A 16,692-nucleotide genomic window follows, 5' to 3' on the forward strand; every position below is an offset into this window, starting at 1 on the left:
GCAAAAACAAAAAAGCAATCTCCATGATTTTTTAGAAAAAGGTGTATATGATGTTGACACATTCTTAGAGAGGCAAAAATCTATTGCTGTACGATTGAAGACTACGCAAAAAGCAATTGAAGAGCTTAAACATGAAATTAAAAAGATATTAGAAAAAGAAAAACATATACATGAATTTGTTCCGAGAATCAAAAATGTTTTAGAGGCTTATTATGCAACGAATGATATAGAAAAGAAAAATCGTCTTCTCAAGTCAGTGCTTGAAAAGGCTACATATTTAAGAAAAAAAAATCTGGCAAAGAAAAGATGAATTTGTAATCGAATTATATACTAGAATATAGAACAGATAAAATAAAAAACTAGGCTACACTTTTCTTAAAATACAAGTAATTATGGCCTAGTTTTTTTATTATTTATCCCCTATCATCTTCTTTTCTACCTAGGGAGAATAGCGATAGATTCTCTTTAAAATTTCTTGTCAGAATCAACTCTTTATTTTTTTCAAAATATCCAATTAACCTCCTATTGTTAAACGTATTAAACTGGCTATAATTATATTTTAGATCTAGCCTATCTTTAGTAATTTTTTCTTCATTACTTCAAATTCATTTCTAATCCACCATTTATTCATTTACGCAAAATGTGTTATATTCTCATATGTATTTAAACATGGTTTGCCAGCTTTAAATACTTGTTTCACATTTTTCAAATCCAATATATTCTCTAATGGATTCCCTTCAACTATAAGAATATCTGCCCACTTTCCTTTTTCTAATGTTCCAGTTAGAGAATCAATTTTCAAACAAGCAGCACCTACACTAGTTGCCGCCTGAATCGCTTGTAAATTACTCATACCTTCATCTACCATAATCTTCATTTCATCTACTATTTGGCCTGGGAAATTATATGGAGTACCCGCATCAGTACCCACAGCAATTTTTACACCTTGACTCAAAGCACTACGGAAACTTTTTCTATGATGTACCTCAATATCTTCTAATTTGTCTAACATATGTTGTGGAATCTGATTTGGATTATTTAAAATTAATATAGGTGCCAAAAGAGTTGGAATCAAATACACATCTTGGTTAATCATCATTTGAATCGATTCATTATCTAGATAGTAACCGTGCTCTATCGTATGAACACCTGCTCTTATAGCATTTTTAACACCTTCTATTCCTATTGCATGAGCAGCTGTAGCTATATTAGCATTCTTAGCCTCTTGACAAGCACATTTTAACTCATCGATATTTAATTGTACTGAGGCAGGTTTATTTCCTTTTGTTAAAACACCACCCGTAGCCATTAATTTTAGTAAGTCAGCACCAGCTTTTATTTGACTTCTAGATGCTTTTCGTATCTCATCAACTCCATCAACCTCAATTCCCATTGCTTGTCCATGTCCCCCCGTAATAATAATGGGGTTACCTGAAGCAAATACGCGTGGTCCATCTATTATATTTTTTTGAATAGAATCTCTATATTGAATATCAATATTATTTCTAGTTCCTAAATTTCGTACGGTTGTAATTCCAGATTCAAGAAATTGAATACCTTGTTTATAAGCACGATAAGCAATTGTGGTATCATCTGTATGACTCATACTGAAAAATGGATCTGGCGAACAATCCATTCCTAAATGAACATGAGCATCGATTAATCCAGGTAATGCCGTCAAGCCTGTTCCATCAACCATCTGACATTCAGTAGGTAAATTTAATAAAGGTTTATTCGATACTTCAATAATACGCTCTTGATTAAAAACTATAAAGCCAGTTTCAATAGTTTCCAAGTTATCCCCTATAATTAATCGAATGTTATTTATACAAATCATTAAAATCTCCCCCTTTCCAGAATCATTTTCAATTATATAACAAAAATGGTAAAATAATAACAAAAAGGAGGCTTATATATGTCAAAAGAACTTTTTTTAGAGAATACTTACATAAAACAGGGGTTTTCTATAATTAAAAATATAGAAAATGAAAAAATAATATTAGATAAAACCATATTTTATCCCACTGGCGGTGGACAACCTTGTGATATTGGATATTTAAAGCAGAATAAAATTATTTTTCCAGTTAATAAGGTTGAAAGAATTGATAACGAGATTATTCACTATATTAACAATTCAGAAAAGTTACAATATGGACCAGTTGAACTAGTATTGGATTGGAATCGAAGATATAAGTTTATGCGCTATCATTCCTTGCTACATGTTTTTGCTGGTTATCTTTATAACGAGTATGATGCATTAACTCTCGGAAATCAAATCTTTGAAAATCGAGCTAGAATTGATATACAGTTTAATGCACAACTTTCTGACAATGAATTTCAGAATATTGAAAAATGTGTTAATGAAATTATTCAAGATAACCATCAAATTAAGTCCCGAATTATTAATCGATGTGAAGGAACAAATTTAGATGGAAAAATTAAAACTGTTCTTAGTCTTATTCCTAATAATATAAAGAATATTCGCCTCATAGAAATAGAAAATTTAGATGAACAACCATGTAATGGTACTCATGTTTCTGAAACTAAAGAAATAGGTTCCTTTCAAATAATATCTAATAAATCTAAAGGCAAAGGAAAAAGGAGATTTGAACTGATTATTAATGATGTATAAAAAATATTGTTAAAATATAACTCCGCATGATAAACTATTAAATGTAAAAAATGTTATATTTTAGGAGGTAATTTTATAATGGTTATTGTTAAAACTTGGGGCATAGAAGAAACGCAGAAATTATCTGTAGAACTACTGGAAGATTTATTCAAAGGAAATATCGGTGCAATTAGAATTCCTAATTTTATATCGAAAGAAATTTGCGAAAAAGCTTTAAATGGCATTAAAGAATATGGAGTAAATTATTATGAAGGTGTATATCCTAAAATTGGAAAAATAGGAACCACTCAATTTGAACATAGATTCAGCATAGAAAGGAAAAAGGAATACTTTAAAAAAGCAGTTATAGCAAACCAAGCAAGAGAATCTATTTTTAGAGATTCTGGAGATTTAGCTAAAAAAGTAATGAGATTCGTTGGGGATGCTTGGCCACACAATGTAGACTTTGCCATAGAAGAAGAAACCGGGGATACATATTTTGCAGGACTTGTACGTGTTATGGACCGTGCCTTGATTCATGTTGATTGGGCTGGAGGACTAGACGGCTTATTCCCTGAATGGACTATAGGTAAAATCAATGCTCAACTAGCTTGGAATATTTATTTACAGCCAAGTGCTAATGGAGGTTCTACAGTAGTCTATAATCGTCCTTGGAAAAAATCTGATGAAGATTTTTATAAATTAAAAGATAGTTATGCATACGATTATGAAGCTGTTAAAAATGCAGAATGTATTAGAATTACACCGAAACAAGGAGAATTAGTGTTTTTTAATCCTCAAAATTATCACGAAGTTCAAAAAGCAAGTGGTAGTGAGGACCGTATTACTGTTAGTTCTTTTGCAGGTTTAATGCCAAATAAAGATATAGTTTTTTGGTCTTAATTTAATAAAACATAGGCCCTCTTTTATTGAGAAGGCCTATGCTGATTTTACAACTGAAAAAATAATTTTTAAAGCAAATAAAATAATTACAGTACCTAGGAAACGATCGAACCAAAAAGAATACCTTTGGTAAAATAATCTGAATTTTCTGTAAGATATTATTGTTGCCAATACCACAAACCATAATCCTACTGCGAAAATAATTTCAACTCCATATACCCAGCGTATCCAATCAGGCGTATTAGTAGAAATAAATTGAGAGAATATACTTAAAAAAAACAAAGCAGATTTAGGATTTAGAACATTACAAAGAAATCCCTCTTTAAATGCTTGAAAAAGATTTTTTGAAACTTTTTCATTCTTTAAATCTTTGGTAATTTCATTTGTTTCTTTAGAAGTTGACCGGATGGCATTCCATCCTAACCAAATTAGATATGCTGCCCCTAATAACTGAATAATTATAAATATCGCAGGATATTTCTGAAGTATTACTGCAAATCCAAGTATGGTATAGGTAATATGTATAACGAGAGCTAAAGCTATACCTATTGCAGTAGCAATACCTGTACGAGATCCAAAATCCAGACTATTTTTCATGACAATAAAAAAATCTGGCCCTGGTGACATAGCTGCTAAGAGTCCTACTAAGAATACTTGAATATACAAAACCCCACCCCATTTCTATACATTTCTTAAATTGTAACAAAATACCATTTTCAAAACAAGATATTGAGGGAGGAAAAAATATGGATGACAAACAAGTAAAACATTTATTTAAAAACTGGAAATTACATGCTTTAGTTTTTTGTATTGTGCTTCTCACTGAATTTATAGGGCCGTTTAATATTAAGTTAGGAATTGGAATTATATTGTTATTACCTATGCTTTATGCATTTTTAATAGGACTTCTCTTATACTTTTCACCTCTTATTCAAAAAGAACATGCTAAAAACTTAGAACCTATAATTGTTACTGGAGTTACTTTAACCATTGCAAAAACAGGCGTTGTGATTGGACCACAGTTGCAAGTACTATTAAGTGCAGGTCCCGCTCTATTATTGCAAGAACTAGGTCACATAGGTACTATTATTTTAGCTCTTCCTATAGCTATGCTACTCGGCTTTAAACGTGAAGCTATCGGAATGACTCATTCTATTGGCAGAGAGCCTAATGTAGGATTAATTACGAATAAGTATGGTTTTAATTCTCCTGAAGGTCATGGGGTAATGGCAATTTACATTTTTGGAACGTTTTTTGGTGCCTTATTTTTTGGATTGTTAGCAGGATTATTAGCAACTTTTAAAATTTTTCATCCTTATTCTTTAGCGATGGCTTCAGGTATAGGAAGTGGAAGTATGATGGCAGCTTCTTCAGGTGCATTAGTTGCCTCATTTCCTTCCTTACAAGATGAGATTATAGCTTTTGCAGGTGCTAGTAATTTGATTTCTTTATCTACTGGATTATATGTAAGTATGTTGATTAGTTTACCTTTAACTGAAAAAACATATAATCTATTAGATAAACGACGAATGAAGAAAAAAAGTTCAGTGGTTAAGGAGGAAAAATCTGATGTCAACAATATTTAAATCCTCTCTCTTATTATGTATTATCGGTTTTATGTCTATAATTGCAAACTGGATTAGCTTCAATGTACCACCTCAACAATCTATTATGGGTATGTTAATTTTAATTACTATTTCTTCAATAGGTTTCTTCTTAGAAAAAATAGTTCCTTTAAAGATTCCAGCAGTTGGCTATATAGGCCTTGTCGGTATATTAATTACAGTTCCTTGGTTTCCATTTTCTTCTTATATTGTAAATTGGACTTCAAAAATAAATATTCTCTCTTTAGCTACCCCCGTTCTAGCATATGCGGGTATTTCAGTAGGTAGAAATTGGGTTACTTTTTCTAAATTAGGATTACGTAGTATTATCGTAGGAATATTTGTTTTTTTAGGGACATTTTTAGGTTCTATTATAATAGCTGAAATTACTTTAAGAATTCAAGGAGTAATCTAATAAGAAAATTTATGCTCTGATTGATATAAAAAGAACCTCTTACACCTCTAAACTTAGATATACATCCTTTTCAAAAATTGAAGCATTTTTATACCTTCTTAATCTTTTAAACAAAAAATATGTTTGGGTATATGGTGAAGTGTTGTACTGGTTCACTTCCCCATACCCAAACATATTACATACCTTCATCAATTCCTGCACAAGCTTGACGCAACGAGCATTATCGGATGTTAAGTTATCCCCATCAGAAAAATGAAATGGATAAATATTATAGCGTTCCGGCGAATACTTTCCATCTATAAGCTCAAGTGCTTTTCTATAAACAGAAGAACATATTGTACCACCGCTTTCGCCTTTGGAGAAAAATTCTTCCTCCGTTACTACTTTCGCTTCTGTATGATGTGCGATAAATTCAATATCCACTGTTTCATACTTTGTACGTAAAAATCTTGTCATCCAAAAGAAAAAGCTTCGTGCCATATATTTTTCCCAAATTCCCATCGATCCACTTGTATCCATCATTGCTAATACAACTGCTTTTGATTCTGGTTTTAACACTTCATTCCATGTTCGAAACTTCAAGTCTTCTTGATAGATTGGATGGAACGATGGTTTTCCTTTCATTGCATTTCGTTTATACGCTGAAATCATTGTTCGTTTCTTATCAATATTTCCCCATAATCCCGTCTTTCTAATATCATTAAATTCAATATGCTCAAGCCGATTTTCATCCATTTCTTTTCTCTTTAAATTAGGTAATTCTAACTCTTTGAAAAAAGCTTGCTCCAATTCTAAAATAGATACTTCCGCTTCATAATAATCCTCTCCGGCTACATCTCCTGCGCCTTGCCCTTTTCCTGGTCCCTTCTGCTTTTGACCACCAGAGCCGTCTCGTGCAACGACATCGCCAACTTTACTATCACCATTTCCTTGCCCAACATGTTTATTTTTATCATAGTTATATCTAATTTTATATTCATCTAAAGAACGAATTGGTATTTTGACAACATCCCTACCATTAGACATTATAATACTTTCTTCTGTTACAAGATCTGGCAAGTTATTTTTAATTGCCTCTTGTACTTTTTCTTGATGGCGTTGTTGGTCGTCATATCCTTTGCGATGGAGGGACCAGTTTTCCTGTGAAATTGTGTAATTATGTTTAGTCTCTTCGCTCATTCCTTTCCCTCCTTATTAGTTTTTTCTTCATACTGCTCAAAACAGTAGAATTCAAATTACAATGCAAAACTGCTCATGAACATTTCTTCTCAAATCATGATTACATCCTATCCCGAACATTCCCAACAAAAAATTTGATACGCAATCCATAATCGTGAACATACAGCCAAGAGATACGAAATAAACACAATGCATTGTTGCACACTTTTGTGCCTTGCAACATATTATATTGTGTTGGCTTTTTTCTGTATGAATGGTTGGTTACTCTATCATATGCATATTGTAAAAATAATTGACAATAAATTCATGAAATTGCATCTTAATTTATTATATTGGACAAGCCTTATTTCTTCATTTGGAGTTCCTATCTCTTGCTTTAGCTATTTGTAGACCATACTCTCATACGATATAAAAACGCCGTCTCCATTCTAGAAAGAGACAGCGTTCTATTATCATATTATCGATTCAATAAACTGCCCACATAACGTAACAATTCATTAGCAGACGAAGAGTTGTATCCATGTTCATCGATTAAGCGTGCTACAACATCATTAATTTTCTTGAGTTGATTTTCATCAGGCGTTTTCGTTGATGTCGTAATTTTCACCACATCTTTCAGATCCGCAAACAGTTTTTTCTGTATTGCTTCACGAAGACGTTCATGTGAATTATAGTCAAAGCGTTTTCCTTTACGCGCATAAGCTGAGATACGAATTAAAATTTCTTCACGGAATGCTTTTTTAGCGTTTTCGGAAATACCAATTTGTTCTTCGATAGAACGCATTAGTTTTTCATCTGGACTCATTTCTTCGCCCGTTAATGGATCACGTAATTTCGATTTATTGCAATACGCTTCGACATTATCTAAATAATTATCCATAAGTGTCTTAGCTGATTCTTCGTACGAATACACAAATGCCTTCTGCACTTCTTTCTTCGCAATCTCATCATACTCTTTTCGCGCTAATGAAATAAAATTCATATAACGTTCTCTATCTTCATTACTAATAGATGGATGCTGATCTAATCCGTCTTTTAAAGAGCGTAATACATCAAGTGCGTTAATAGATGGAACTTCTTTTCGAATAATTGTAGAAGAAATTCTATTAATCACATATCGAGGATCGATACCGCTCATTCCTTCATCTTGATATTCACGCTGTAATTCTTCCACATCAATCGAATTATACCCTTCTACCATTTCACCATCATATAAACGCATCTTTTTAATGAGATCAATATCTGGACGCTTTGGATCTTTTAATCGAGTTAAAATAGTAAACATCGCTGCGACTCGAAGTGTATGAGGGGCAATATGCACATCGGATACATCGCTTTCGCGAATCATCTTTTCATAAATATGTTCCTCTTCGCTTACCCGTAAGTTATATGGTACTGGCATAACAATAATTCTCGAATGCAATGCTTCATTTTTCTTATTTGCGATAAAGGAGCGATACTCTGTTTCGTTTGTATGAGCTACAATTAATTCATCTGCTGAAATAAGTGCAAATCTGCCTGCCTTGAAATTCCCCTCTTGTGTGAGAGATAATAAGTGCCATAAAAACTTTTCATCGCACTTTAACATCTCTTGAAATTCCATCATTCCTCGGTTCGCTTTATTTAACTCCCCATCAAAGCGATAAGCACGCGGGTCCGATTCTGAACCATATTCAGCAATTGTAGAGAAATCCAGACTTCCTGTTAAATCAGCAATATCTTGTGACTTTGGATCCGATGGACTAAATGTTCCAATTCCTGTACGACGGTCCTCTGAGAAGAAAATGCGCTCAACCATTACATCTTCTATCCTTCCACCATACTCCTGTTCTAACCTCATCATATTTAACGGTGATAAATTCCCTTCAATCCTTACGCCATATTCCTCAAAGAAAGCATCTCGTAAATGATGCGGGATTAAATGGAGAGGATCTTCATGCATTGGGCAACCTTTAATAGCAAAAATAGCTCCACGCTCTGTACGTGAATAGGTTTCTAATCCTCTTTTTAACATCGTAACTAATGTCGATTTCCCACCACTAACAGGTCCCATTAATAATAAAATTCGCTTTCTAACATCTAGACGTTTTGCTGATGGATGAAAATATTCCTCCACAAGACGTTCTAAAGCATCCTCTAATCCAAAAAGTTGATTGCTGAAGAAATTATATCTTTTTCTCCCATCTACCTCTTCAATGCCAGCATCTTTAATCATATTATAAATGCGAGAGTGTGCTGTTTGGGCCACCCATGGTTTTTCTTTTACAAGATCCAAATACTCCGCAAACGTACCTTCCCACTTTAAACGTTCCTCTGATTCTCGGTGCTGTTCAATCTTTTTTAGAATATCCATTATAGCTCCTCCCCCATCTCCTTGTTCAATCGGATTATTATAAAAGGTATGCGAGGATGTCCCTAAACATTCTTTAAATCAAAATGAAATATCTTATCATCTAAAAAAATCCACCCAAAATACTAAGAAAATTCTGTATAATAAAGGTATTAGGGAACACATCTCTTTATTCGTCTGAATTTAATCCCTTCTTCACTTCAAAGAATACTACATAACGAAAGAGTGAATTTATAAACGAAAAGAGAGGGGGGAACGTAACATGAAATTATTATTAATTTTAGGCGTTTCACTTGCATTTCTTACTGCTATTTTTACAGCTGGGTATAATAATAAGCCAGGAACAAACAAAAAGTGATGTGCCTAAGCACATCACTTTTCTACATCTTGAACAGAAAAAATAATAACCTTGCGCAAATGATACATCTCGTTTCAAAACGTATAAATACATATTTTTTTCTATAAAAAAGTCGTCAAGTGACGACTTTTAGTACACAATCTTTTCATCTAAACCTGGATAATTTTGTTGACGAAAAGCTTCATAGACTAAAATAGCTGCTGTATTTGATAAATTTAATGAGCGAACTTTATCTGTCATTGGAATGCGCAAACAATGGTCAAAGTTTTCTTGAATGACATTTGCTGGTAAGCCATTTGTTTCTCTTCCAAATACAAAATAATAATTTTTCTCTGGATTACTATAATCAAACGCTGTATGTGCCTTTTCACCATACTTTGTTAAATAGAAAAATTCACCATCGTGATTTTTTTCATAAAACTCTTCGATTGAATCATAGTACGTAATTTTTACATGCTCCCAATAATCTAAACCAGCGCGCTTCAACATTTTATCATCTGTTGAAAATCCAAGCGGTCTAATTAAATGTAGCCCAGCTCCAGTTGCTGCACACGTACGTGCTATATTTCCTGTATTTGCTGGAATTTCTGGTTGATATAAAACAACATTTACTCCCACGGAATATTCACCTCAATTTTTTCTCTACTACGTATTATACCACTTGAATGAAAAATCTCTACCCATTAATAATATGAAAAAATTTATACTTCATTTGCGGTGTATACTTACTAGAATCTTCATAATTCCAGTAACGATGCCGGCTATTGGCTGAATGAGCATTGACAAGCGGCATTCCATCTGCATCTTTTGCCACTACAATCGTCGTATGATTCCATCTTCCATCATTCTCGAAGTCATAAGCAATTATATCCCCAAGTATAAGATCTTCTGGTTTTTCTACCGACTTAGCTCTCAAACCTGTTGTCGATCCTGATAAATACCAATAAAATGAATGAGCAACTGCCCAGCTCCAGCTCCATTGATTTCCCCTTTGCCACCAACCTTTACGAATGTTAGGATACCCTGTCATCGGTATTTCCCCTGCATGAAGGCATTGGGAAACAAAATTTGTACAATTATCAGGAAAATTACGGTATACTGGATTTCGATTATCCCACCAACGTTCAGCATACTTAACCGCTTCAAGACGATTGTATTGATAGAATCCGAATTTTTCTTTTGTTCTTTCACGTTCTATTGGTCCATCACTGCTAAAATTATCTTTCACTTCAATGACATTATCTTCTTCGATTTTCTTTCCTTTTAATCGTATACGCCGCGTTACTTGTTCTTCTTCTATATAAAATAATTCTTTATGAAGAATGAAATATTTCAAATGTACTTGATAATCCACTTCTTGATACTCTTTACTATTTAATTGCCGAATAAAAGAAATATCTGCTGTTGCTTTTACAATATTTGCGCCACGTTTTTGAAATAAGTTTTGTTTACGCTGTAATACCTTCCATAAATCTGGAGAAATTCCATCTACATGTTCCCTTTTATCAACTATAAATGCTAAAGATTGTTGTATTTGTTTTTCAATATAAGATTTTACAGTCATTTTCTCCCCTCCCCATATTACAATATGAAACAGGGGAATATTATCTACTCTTTTTTCTGTGCCAGCAATTCAAGTCCTCGCTTCATTTCATGAAGAACTTCTTCATCCTTCTCACGCTCCATTGCACGTTCAATGGCAACGCCTACTCCATCACCGCCGATTTTCCCAAGAGCCCATGCCGCCGTTCCTCGTATAACAGGTCTTGGATCATCTTTCATCACATCAATTAAATGCGGTACTGCTGCTGTTTCTTTAAAATGAGCAAGCGCTAAAATTGCATTTCGCTGCAACGGTTTCTTTCCTCGCCATGATCCAGACATTATCCCGTATTTTTCTTTAAACTCTCGGTTACTTATTGTTAATAACGGAATTAATAGCGGTTTAACTAATTCTGGATCTGGTTCCATTTCGGGATGATTATGGAAGTCTTTCCCTTTATTCTTTGGACAGACAGTCTGACATGTATCGCATCCATATATTCTGTTTCCTATCTTATCCCGATATTCTTCTGGCAAGAACCCTTTTGTCTGTGTTAAAAAAGCAATACATTTCTTTGCATTTAATTGTCCTCCTTGTACTAAAGCCCCAGTTGGACAAATATCAATGCATTTTGTACAACTTCCACACTGATCTTCTATAGGCTGATCAGGAGGAAACGGGACATTCGTGATCATTTCACCTAAATATACATAAGAACCAAATTCTGGAGTAATAATCGAGCAGTTTTTTCCACTCCATCCGATACCAGCACGTTCTGAAACAGCACGATCACTTAATTCTCCTGTATCAACCATTGATTTTACTTCTATACCAGGTAATTTTTCGATTAAATACGCCTCTAACTTTTGCAAACGATCTCGTAAAACAAGATGATAATCTTGACCCCAAGACGCGCGACAAAAAATACCACGTCTCTCTCCACGCTTACTTAGCGGTGCATTTTTTAGTTTTGATGGATAGGCTAATGCAATCGCAATAATTGATTTTGCCCCTGGTAATAATAGCTGTGGATTTGTTCTCTTCTCAATATCAGGTTCTTCAAAACCAGATTGATAATTTAATTGTTGTTGCTGAATTAAACGCTGCTTCAATTCCTCAAAAGGAGAAGCACTTGCAAACCCTATTTTATCGATTCCAATCGTTTTACTGTACGCTATTACATCTTGCTTTAATTTCTCAAAATCCATGCTTTACCTCCTTCTACGATGAATATATATTGAATCATCTACTGTTGGTTAGCAATTCATTTCATAATCATATTCGTTCATTCTATTTTTGCATAAAATATTCTTTTCCAAACATTAAAAAACGCAATGCCTCGTTTATCTTAGAAACGAAACACTGCGTTGATCACAAGTTATTATAAAAAATACGAAATAATAGCTGGAGCGGGTGAAGAGAATCGAACTCTCGACCAGAGCTTGGAAGGCTCTTGTTTTACCACTAAACTACACCCGCAAATAATAAAATATATATAAGTTGTTTCAATAACTTATGTAAAGTAGTATAGCATGTAATGAAAAGACGCGCAAGAAATTTATCGAAAAAAGTCGAAAAAGTGATGAGACTCCTCATCACTTTTTCAATTCTTTATCAATTTCCTTTTTCATACTGTCATAATCAGGATTTGTAAGATTTCCGTTTACATATACTGATGGTGCACCTTGTACTTTTAGTTTTTCTGCACGATCAAAATCTTTACGTACTTTTTCTTTCATTTCTTTACTGTGTAAATCTTTCTTAAACTGTTCTGCGTTCACTTTTGGAAGTTTTTCCTTCACTATATTAAGAAGCAGTTCTTCTGTAATCCATTCCTCAGTATCTTTTTTCTGACTTTGATACATTTCATCATAGAATTTCCAGAAAGAATCTGGGTCTTGTTTATAAATTGCCTCACCAGCTGCAGCACCTAATTCAGAATCTTTTCCGATAAATGGGAAGTTAATAAAATAAAACTGCACTTTTCCATTATTAATATAATCTTCTTTTAGACGCGGGAATACCGTTGCATCCCAAGTTCGACAAGCTGGACATTTGAAGTCTCCAAATTCTACAACTTTCACAGGAGCATCTTCTTTCCCTAAAGTTTGTTGAGTAGAATAAGCAAACATCTCATTTCCTTTTTCTTTTTTGTCATTTATAATACTGTACACAATTGTTCCAATAACAATTAAGACAGCAATAGAAAAAACAATACCAAGAACCATGATTTTGTTCGATGATTTCATATACATTCCTCTTTAATTTCATATTCTGTATACATTGCTGTACACAATACACATAATATCAATACTTATATCAGTCATGCAATGAACACGCTCACATAAATTTTAAAAATAGAGTAAATGTGACAATATTGTGTCTCTTCTGCTCATATTTTATTCATAAAAAAGAAGCCCCTCTCTTGGGACTCCCTTTCACTAACAAGCTTTTTACGCGCTGTCTTTTTCATCGAATGCTCTGTTTTTGTATCGTGACGAATAACAAGTTTCTCACTTAGCGCTTGCACATATTGATTATGATTAATATATCCCTCTCGCTCCATTAACTTTAAGACTACGTTTCTTCGTTCTACAGCTTTATCGTAATTTTTTGCAGGTGAATAATATGCAGGTGCCTTTACAACAGCAGCTAACATTGCACTTTCACTTAATGTTAGTTTATTAACCTTTTTACCAAAATATAATTTTGCTGCTTTTTCAATTCCCCATGCACCTTCTCCGTAATAAATATTACTCACATATAACTTCAAAATTTCATCTTTCGTAAATGTACGCTCAATTTTTTTTGTATAAAAAATTTCTTTCCATTTTCGAGAAAATGTACGTTCATTAGATAAAAAAGCATTTTTAGATAACTGTTGTGTAATTGTACTTCCTCCTTGTACAATACCACCAGCTTTTATATTTTCAATAGACGCTCGAACAATCGCAATATAATCTAATCCATTATGATGATAAAACCGTTTATCCTCAGTCGCAATAAATGCGTGAGCCAACGAGCTTGGTATCTCTAATTTAGCAGGAACTTGTAGCTTGCTAATATCACTACGTTCAATCATTACATTTCCGATAAATAATAAAGTACAACTTAGTAATAATAATAAAATAATAGCTTTATATAAAAACTTTGTAATCGGATTGAATGAAATTTTTTGATGATAATTCACTCTAGATAATACGCGCTCTTTCATCGTGCCCACCTCTTTTCTATACAGAATATATTATTCTTAATTTAAGAATATCGTCTTCTAAAAAAAGATCCAATCGATTTCTCTTACACCTATCTTACAATCTTGTAAGTTATAACATCCGTTCATACTCTTAACAACATTCATATGGAATAAAATGTTTATCTGTTCATTATACCATTTACTATATATTTTTTCGGAATACAAATGTATTTCTTGGCCGTTTTATATCCTAAGTGCATACTTATTATAAAGAACAAACGTTCTTTTAATCAACTTAAAAATATTTTATACTTTTATAGTCTTTCCGTTCTTTTTGAATATAAAAAAGGCCTTTTGTTCTAAAATAACAAAAGGCCTTTTTCTCATATATTATTCACCTAAATCAACGTTATGATAAACTTGTTGTACATCGTCTAAATCTTCTAATGCATCAATTAACTTTTCAAATTGTGCTTGTGCTTCTTCTGGAAGTTCTACATCATTTTGTGCAAGCATTGTAAGTTCCGCAACTGTAAATTCAGTAGTACCAGCAGCCTTAAGCGCTTCTTGTACTGCATGAAATTGATCTGGCTCAGCATAAATAATAACAGATTCCTCTTCCTCTAAAATATCACGCGCATCTACATCTGCTTCCATCAAGATTTCAAGTACCTCATCTGCTGTTTTTCCTTCAAGTCCAATAACAGCAGTCGCATCAAACATATATGCTACAGAGCCATTTACACCCATGTTCCCACCGTTTTTATTAAATGCAGCACGTACGTCCGCTGCAGTACGGTTTACGTTGTTTGTAAGTGTATCTACGATTATCATCGAGCCGTTTGGACCAAACCCTTCATAACGAAGCTCGTCATAATTTTCCTCTGAACCGCCTTTTGCTTTTTCAATTGCACGATCAATAATTGATTTTGGTACACTGTATGTTTTCGCACGCTCTAATACAACTTTTAACGCTTGGTTTGATTCTGGATCTGGCTCACCCTGTTTTGCTGCCACATAAATTTCACGTCCAAATTTTGCATATACACGGCTTGTATTAGCATCTTTTGATGCTTTTTTGTCTTTAATGTTGTTCCATTTACGACCCATTCTGTTCCACTCTCTTTCACGTTTAAATCTACATAAGAAATATTAATATGAAATATAATATTTCTTCAACACTTTTTCAAAATAAGTATAAAAAGTTCATAATTCATTCATTATAAACATAACAAAAACCCGCATAGTTTTTATTTCACATTATATATTATACATTAATTTTATTCTTCATTGCGAATGTAACACTTCTTCCATTTATTATGTAATTAAAGAAAGTAAATCGTTATTTTAAGAAAGATCTCTAGATTTCGTTACATAAGCAGCAACATTATCTCCGAAGATATGTAAGACAAATGTAGTTTCTTCTACAGAAAGCAAGGCCCCCAAACAATAATAGCTATCTCACTGAAATAAAGTGAAACTTTAATCAGTGAGCGTTTTCTTCATCACTACTGATTATTCCTACCTATCTTCCTTGCGAGTCTTTCTGCTCTAAAATAGCGGAATACATTATCCTTTTATCTCATAATAAAAAACTCTAACAAAAGTGTTAGAGTCTTTTTCTACGTTATTCAATACCGATGGTCGGGGTCGAACCGACACTCCCGAAGGAACACGATTTTGAGTCGTGCGCGTCTGCCAATTCCGCCACATCGGCATATAAAAAAAGGCGGCAACCGGATTCGAACCGGTGGTAAAGGTTTTGCAGACCTCTGCCTTACCACTTGGCTATGCCGCCATATTCAATTTGGAGCGGAAGACGGGATTCGAACCCGCGACCCCAACCTTGGCAAGGTTGTATTCTACCACTGAACTACTTCCGCAAAAATGGCTGGGCTAGCTGGATTCGAACCAGCGCATGACGGAGTCAAAGTCCGTTGCCTTACCGCTTGGCTATAGCCCATCGAATGATTAATACATTATATGTTATAATCAACAAATTGATTACAATGATTTTCAGCTAAGACATTAAAAATCTTATCATATTTTAATCGACTTGTAAATATTTAAAATAAATGGGGCGACTGATGGGAATCGAACCCACGAATGCCGGAGCCACAATCCGGTGCGTTAACCACTTCGCCACAATCGCCATATTCATTTGGCAGGGGCAGTAGGAATCGAACCCACATTGGAGGTTTTGGAGACCTCTGTTCTACCATTAAACTATGCCCCTATATGAATGGTGGAGGGGGGCAGATTCGAACTGCCGAACCCGAAGGAGCGGATTTACAGTCCGCCGCGTTTAGCCACTTCGCTACCCCTCCGAAACTTACTGGTGCCGGCTAGAGGACTTGAACCCCCAACCTACTGATTACAAGTCAGTTGCTCTACCAATTGAGCTAAGCCGGCTTATTTTATTTTCATGGTGGCTCGGGACGGAATCGAACCGCCGACACGAGGATTTTCAGTCCTCTGCTCTACCGACTGAGCTACCGAGCCTTTATATAATGGCGGTCCCGACCGGGGTCGAACC

At 34.1% G+C, this 16,692-nt stretch carries 14 protein-coding genes, 10 tRNA genes and 1 pseudogene; 5 read left to right on the forward strand and 20 right to left on the reverse strand.

What is annotated here, in order from left to right:
- Positions 1 to 341, forward strand: a pseudogene (locus tag MR063_RS20860) (recombinase family protein); the annotation flags it as partial.
- A gap of 290 nt (positions 342 to 631) precedes the next feature.
- On the opposite strand, the gene MR063_RS20865 reads toward MR063_RS20860, so the two are convergent.
- The gene (locus MR063_RS20865; RefSeq protein WP_242201221.1) at positions 632 to 1,837 is read right to left on the reverse strand and encodes a metal-dependent hydrolase family protein; all 1,206 of its coding nucleotides are present in this window, start codon (positions 1,835 to 1,837) and stop codon (positions 632 to 634) included.
- A 78-nt stretch (positions 1,838 to 1,915) separates the two neighbouring features.
- Here MR063_RS20865 and MR063_RS20870 point away from each other — a divergent pair, with 78 nt between their 5' ends.
- Both MR063_RS20870 and MR063_RS20875 read left to right on the forward strand, forming a co-directional pair.
- Positions 1,916 to 2,632: an alanyl-tRNA editing protein gene (locus tag MR063_RS20870; protein ID WP_242201223.1), complete on the forward strand. Its 717-nt coding sequence runs from the start codon at positions 1,916 to 1,918 to the stop codon at positions 2,630 to 2,632.
- Between the two features lie 78 nt (positions 2,633 to 2,710).
- Positions 2,711 to 3,514 carry a 2OG-Fe(II)-dependent halogenase WelO5 family protein gene (locus MR063_RS20875; RefSeq protein WP_242201225.1) on the forward strand — a complete coding sequence of 268 codons (804 nt, stop codon included), beginning with the start codon at positions 2,711 to 2,713 and terminating at the stop codon, positions 3,512 to 3,514.
- Positions 3,515 to 3,550: 36 nt separating this feature from the next.
- Here the strand turns inward: MR063_RS20875 and MR063_RS20880 are convergent, their stop codons facing one another.
- Positions 3,551 to 4,180, reverse strand: coding sequence for a LysE family translocator (locus MR063_RS20880; protein WP_242201226.1), 630 nt, complete (start codon positions 4,178 to 4,180; stop codon positions 3,551 to 3,553).
- 80 nt (positions 4,181 to 4,260) lie between these two features.
- On the opposite strand from MR063_RS20880, the gene MR063_RS20885 reads away from it, so the two are divergent.
- Both MR063_RS20885 and MR063_RS20890 read left to right on the forward strand, forming a co-directional pair.
- Positions 4,261 to 5,100 carry a DUF3100 domain-containing protein gene (locus tag MR063_RS20885; RefSeq protein ID WP_242201228.1) on the forward strand — a complete coding sequence of 280 codons (840 nt, stop codon included), beginning with the start codon at positions 4,261 to 4,263 and terminating at the stop codon, positions 5,098 to 5,100.
- Positions 5,084 to 5,533, forward strand: a complete 450-nt coding sequence (locus MR063_RS20890; protein WP_242201230.1) for a hypothetical protein — start codon at positions 5,084 to 5,086, stop codon at positions 5,531 to 5,533. Before MR063_RS20885 ends, MR063_RS20890 begins: the two co-directional genes overlap by 17 nt.
- 39 nt (positions 5,534 to 5,572) lie before the next feature.
- Here the strand turns inward: MR063_RS20890 and yhbH are convergent, their stop codons facing one another.
- The 18 genes from yhbH to MR063_RS20980 form a co-directional block, all read right to left on the reverse strand.
- Positions 5,573 to 6,712, reverse strand: a complete 1,140-nt coding sequence (yhbH, locus tag MR063_RS20895; protein WP_242201232.1) for a sporulation protein YhbH — start codon at positions 6,710 to 6,712, stop codon at positions 5,573 to 5,575.
- A gap of 457 nt (positions 6,713 to 7,169) precedes the next feature.
- The gene (locus tag MR063_RS20900; RefSeq protein ID WP_242145044.1) at positions 7,170 to 9,065 is read right to left on the reverse strand and encodes a PrkA family serine protein kinase; all 1,896 of its coding nucleotides are present in this window, start codon (positions 9,063 to 9,065) and stop codon (positions 7,170 to 7,172) included.
- 484 nt (positions 9,066 to 9,549) lie between these two features.
- Complete coding sequence (gene trmL / locus MR063_RS20905) at positions 9,550 to 10,038, reverse strand: tRNA (uridine(34)/cytosine(34)/5-carboxymethylaminomethyluridine(34)-2'-O)-methyltransferase TrmL (RefSeq protein WP_242145046.1); 489 nt, start codon at positions 10,036 to 10,038, stop codon at positions 9,550 to 9,552.
- Positions 10,039 to 10,096: 58 nt separating this feature from the next.
- The gene (locus tag MR063_RS20910; RefSeq protein WP_242201235.1) at positions 10,097 to 10,984 is read right to left on the reverse strand and encodes an amidase domain-containing protein; all 888 of its coding nucleotides are present in this window, start codon (positions 10,982 to 10,984) and stop codon (positions 10,097 to 10,099) included.
- Between the two features lie 44 nt (positions 10,985 to 11,028).
- Positions 11,029 to 12,171: a tRNA epoxyqueuosine(34) reductase QueG gene (queG, locus tag MR063_RS20915; RefSeq protein WP_242145048.1), complete on the reverse strand. Its 1,143-nt coding sequence runs from the start codon at positions 12,169 to 12,171 to the stop codon at positions 11,029 to 11,031.
- A gap of 197 nt (positions 12,172 to 12,368) precedes the next feature.
- A tRNA-Gly gene (locus MR063_RS20920) sits at positions 12,369 to 12,442 on the reverse strand.
- A gap of 116 nt (positions 12,443 to 12,558) precedes the next feature.
- Positions 12,559 to 13,212 carry a DsbA family protein gene (locus tag MR063_RS20925; RefSeq protein ID WP_242201238.1) on the reverse strand — a complete coding sequence of 218 codons (654 nt, stop codon included), beginning with the start codon at positions 13,210 to 13,212 and terminating at the stop codon, positions 12,559 to 12,561.
- A gap of 143 nt (positions 13,213 to 13,355) precedes the next feature.
- Positions 13,356 to 14,177 carry a transglycosylase domain-containing protein gene (locus MR063_RS20930; protein WP_242201240.1) on the reverse strand — a complete coding sequence of 274 codons (822 nt, stop codon included), beginning with the start codon at positions 14,175 to 14,177 and terminating at the stop codon, positions 13,356 to 13,358.
- A 369-nt stretch (positions 14,178 to 14,546) separates the two neighbouring features.
- Positions 14,547 to 15,266: a YebC/PmpR family DNA-binding transcriptional regulator gene (locus MR063_RS20935; RefSeq protein ID WP_242201242.1), complete on the reverse strand. Its 720-nt coding sequence runs from the start codon at positions 15,264 to 15,266 to the stop codon at positions 14,547 to 14,549.
- Between the two features lie 525 nt (positions 15,267 to 15,791).
- Positions 15,792 to 15,873 (reverse strand) — tRNA-Leu (locus MR063_RS20940).
- Between the two features lie 10 nt (positions 15,874 to 15,883).
- A tRNA-Cys gene (locus MR063_RS20945) sits at positions 15,884 to 15,954 on the reverse strand.
- A 10-nt stretch (positions 15,955 to 15,964) separates the two neighbouring features.
- A tRNA-Gly gene (locus tag MR063_RS20950) sits at positions 15,965 to 16,039 on the reverse strand.
- A gap of 5 nt (positions 16,040 to 16,044) precedes the next feature.
- Positions 16,045 to 16,119 (reverse strand) — tRNA-Gln (locus MR063_RS20955).
- Between the two features lie 113 nt (positions 16,120 to 16,232).
- Positions 16,233 to 16,308: transfer RNA gene (locus tag MR063_RS20960), tRNA-His, on the reverse strand.
- Between the two features lie 10 nt (positions 16,309 to 16,318).
- Positions 16,319 to 16,392 (reverse strand) — tRNA-Trp (locus tag MR063_RS20965).
- 7 nt (positions 16,393 to 16,399) lie between these two features.
- Positions 16,400 to 16,483 (reverse strand) — tRNA-Tyr (locus MR063_RS20970).
- Between the two features lie 9 nt (positions 16,484 to 16,492).
- Positions 16,493 to 16,568 (reverse strand) — tRNA-Thr (locus tag MR063_RS20975).
- A gap of 14 nt (positions 16,569 to 16,582) precedes the next feature.
- Positions 16,583 to 16,658 (reverse strand) — tRNA-Phe (locus tag MR063_RS20980).
- Between the last annotated feature and the right edge of the window lie 34 nt (positions 16,659 to 16,692).

Source organism: Bacillus cereus group sp. BfR-BA-01492 (genome assembly GCF_022662815.1).
In the GTDB taxonomy this organism is placed as follows: Bacteria; Bacillota; Bacilli; order Bacillales; family Bacillaceae_G; genus Bacillus_A; species Bacillus_A cereus_BD.

Bases quoted from the DNA above. Each gene is read 5' to 3' on its own strand.
- MR063_RS20875 (WP_242201225.1), top strand. From the start codon at position 2,711: ATGGTTATTGTTAAAACTTGGGGCATAGAAGAAACGCAGAAATTATCT.
- queG (WP_242145048.1), bottom strand. From the start codon at position 12,171: ATGGATTTTGAGAAATTAAAGCAAGATGTAATAGCGTACAGTAAAACG.
- MR063_RS20910 (WP_242201235.1), bottom strand. From the start codon at position 10,984: ATGACTGTAAAATCTTATATTGAAAAACAAATACAACAATCTTTAGCA.
- MR063_RS20925 (WP_242201238.1), bottom strand. From the start codon at position 13,212: ATGAAATCATCGAACAAAATCATGGTTCTTGGTATTGTTTTTTCTATT.
- MR063_RS20890 (WP_242201230.1), top strand. From the start codon at position 5,084: ATGTCAACAATATTTAAATCCTCTCTCTTATTATGTATTATCGGTTTT.
- MR063_RS20935 (WP_242201242.1), bottom strand. From the start codon at position 15,266: ATGGGTCGTAAATGGAACAACATTAAAGACAAAAAAGCATCAAAAGAT.
- yhbH (WP_242201232.1), bottom strand. From the start codon at position 6,712: ATGAGCGAAGAGACTAAACATAATTACACAATTTCACAGGAAAACTGG.
- MR063_RS20870 (WP_242201223.1), top strand. From the start codon at position 1,916: ATGTCAAAAGAACTTTTTTTAGAGAATACTTACATAAAACAGGGGTTT.
- MR063_RS20930 (WP_242201240.1), bottom strand. From the start codon at position 14,177: ATGAAAGAGCGCGTATTATCTAGAGTGAATTATCATCAAAAAATTTCA.
- MR063_RS20885 (WP_242201228.1), top strand. From the start codon at position 4,261: ATGGATGACAAACAAGTAAAACATTTATTTAAAAACTGGAAATTACAT.
- MR063_RS20900 (WP_242145044.1), bottom strand. From the start codon at position 9,065: ATGGATATTCTAAAAAAGATTGAACAGCACCGAGAATCAGAGGAACGT.
- MR063_RS20865 (WP_242201221.1), bottom strand. From the start codon at position 1,837: ATGATTTGTATAAATAACATTCGATTAATTATAGGGGATAACTTGGAA.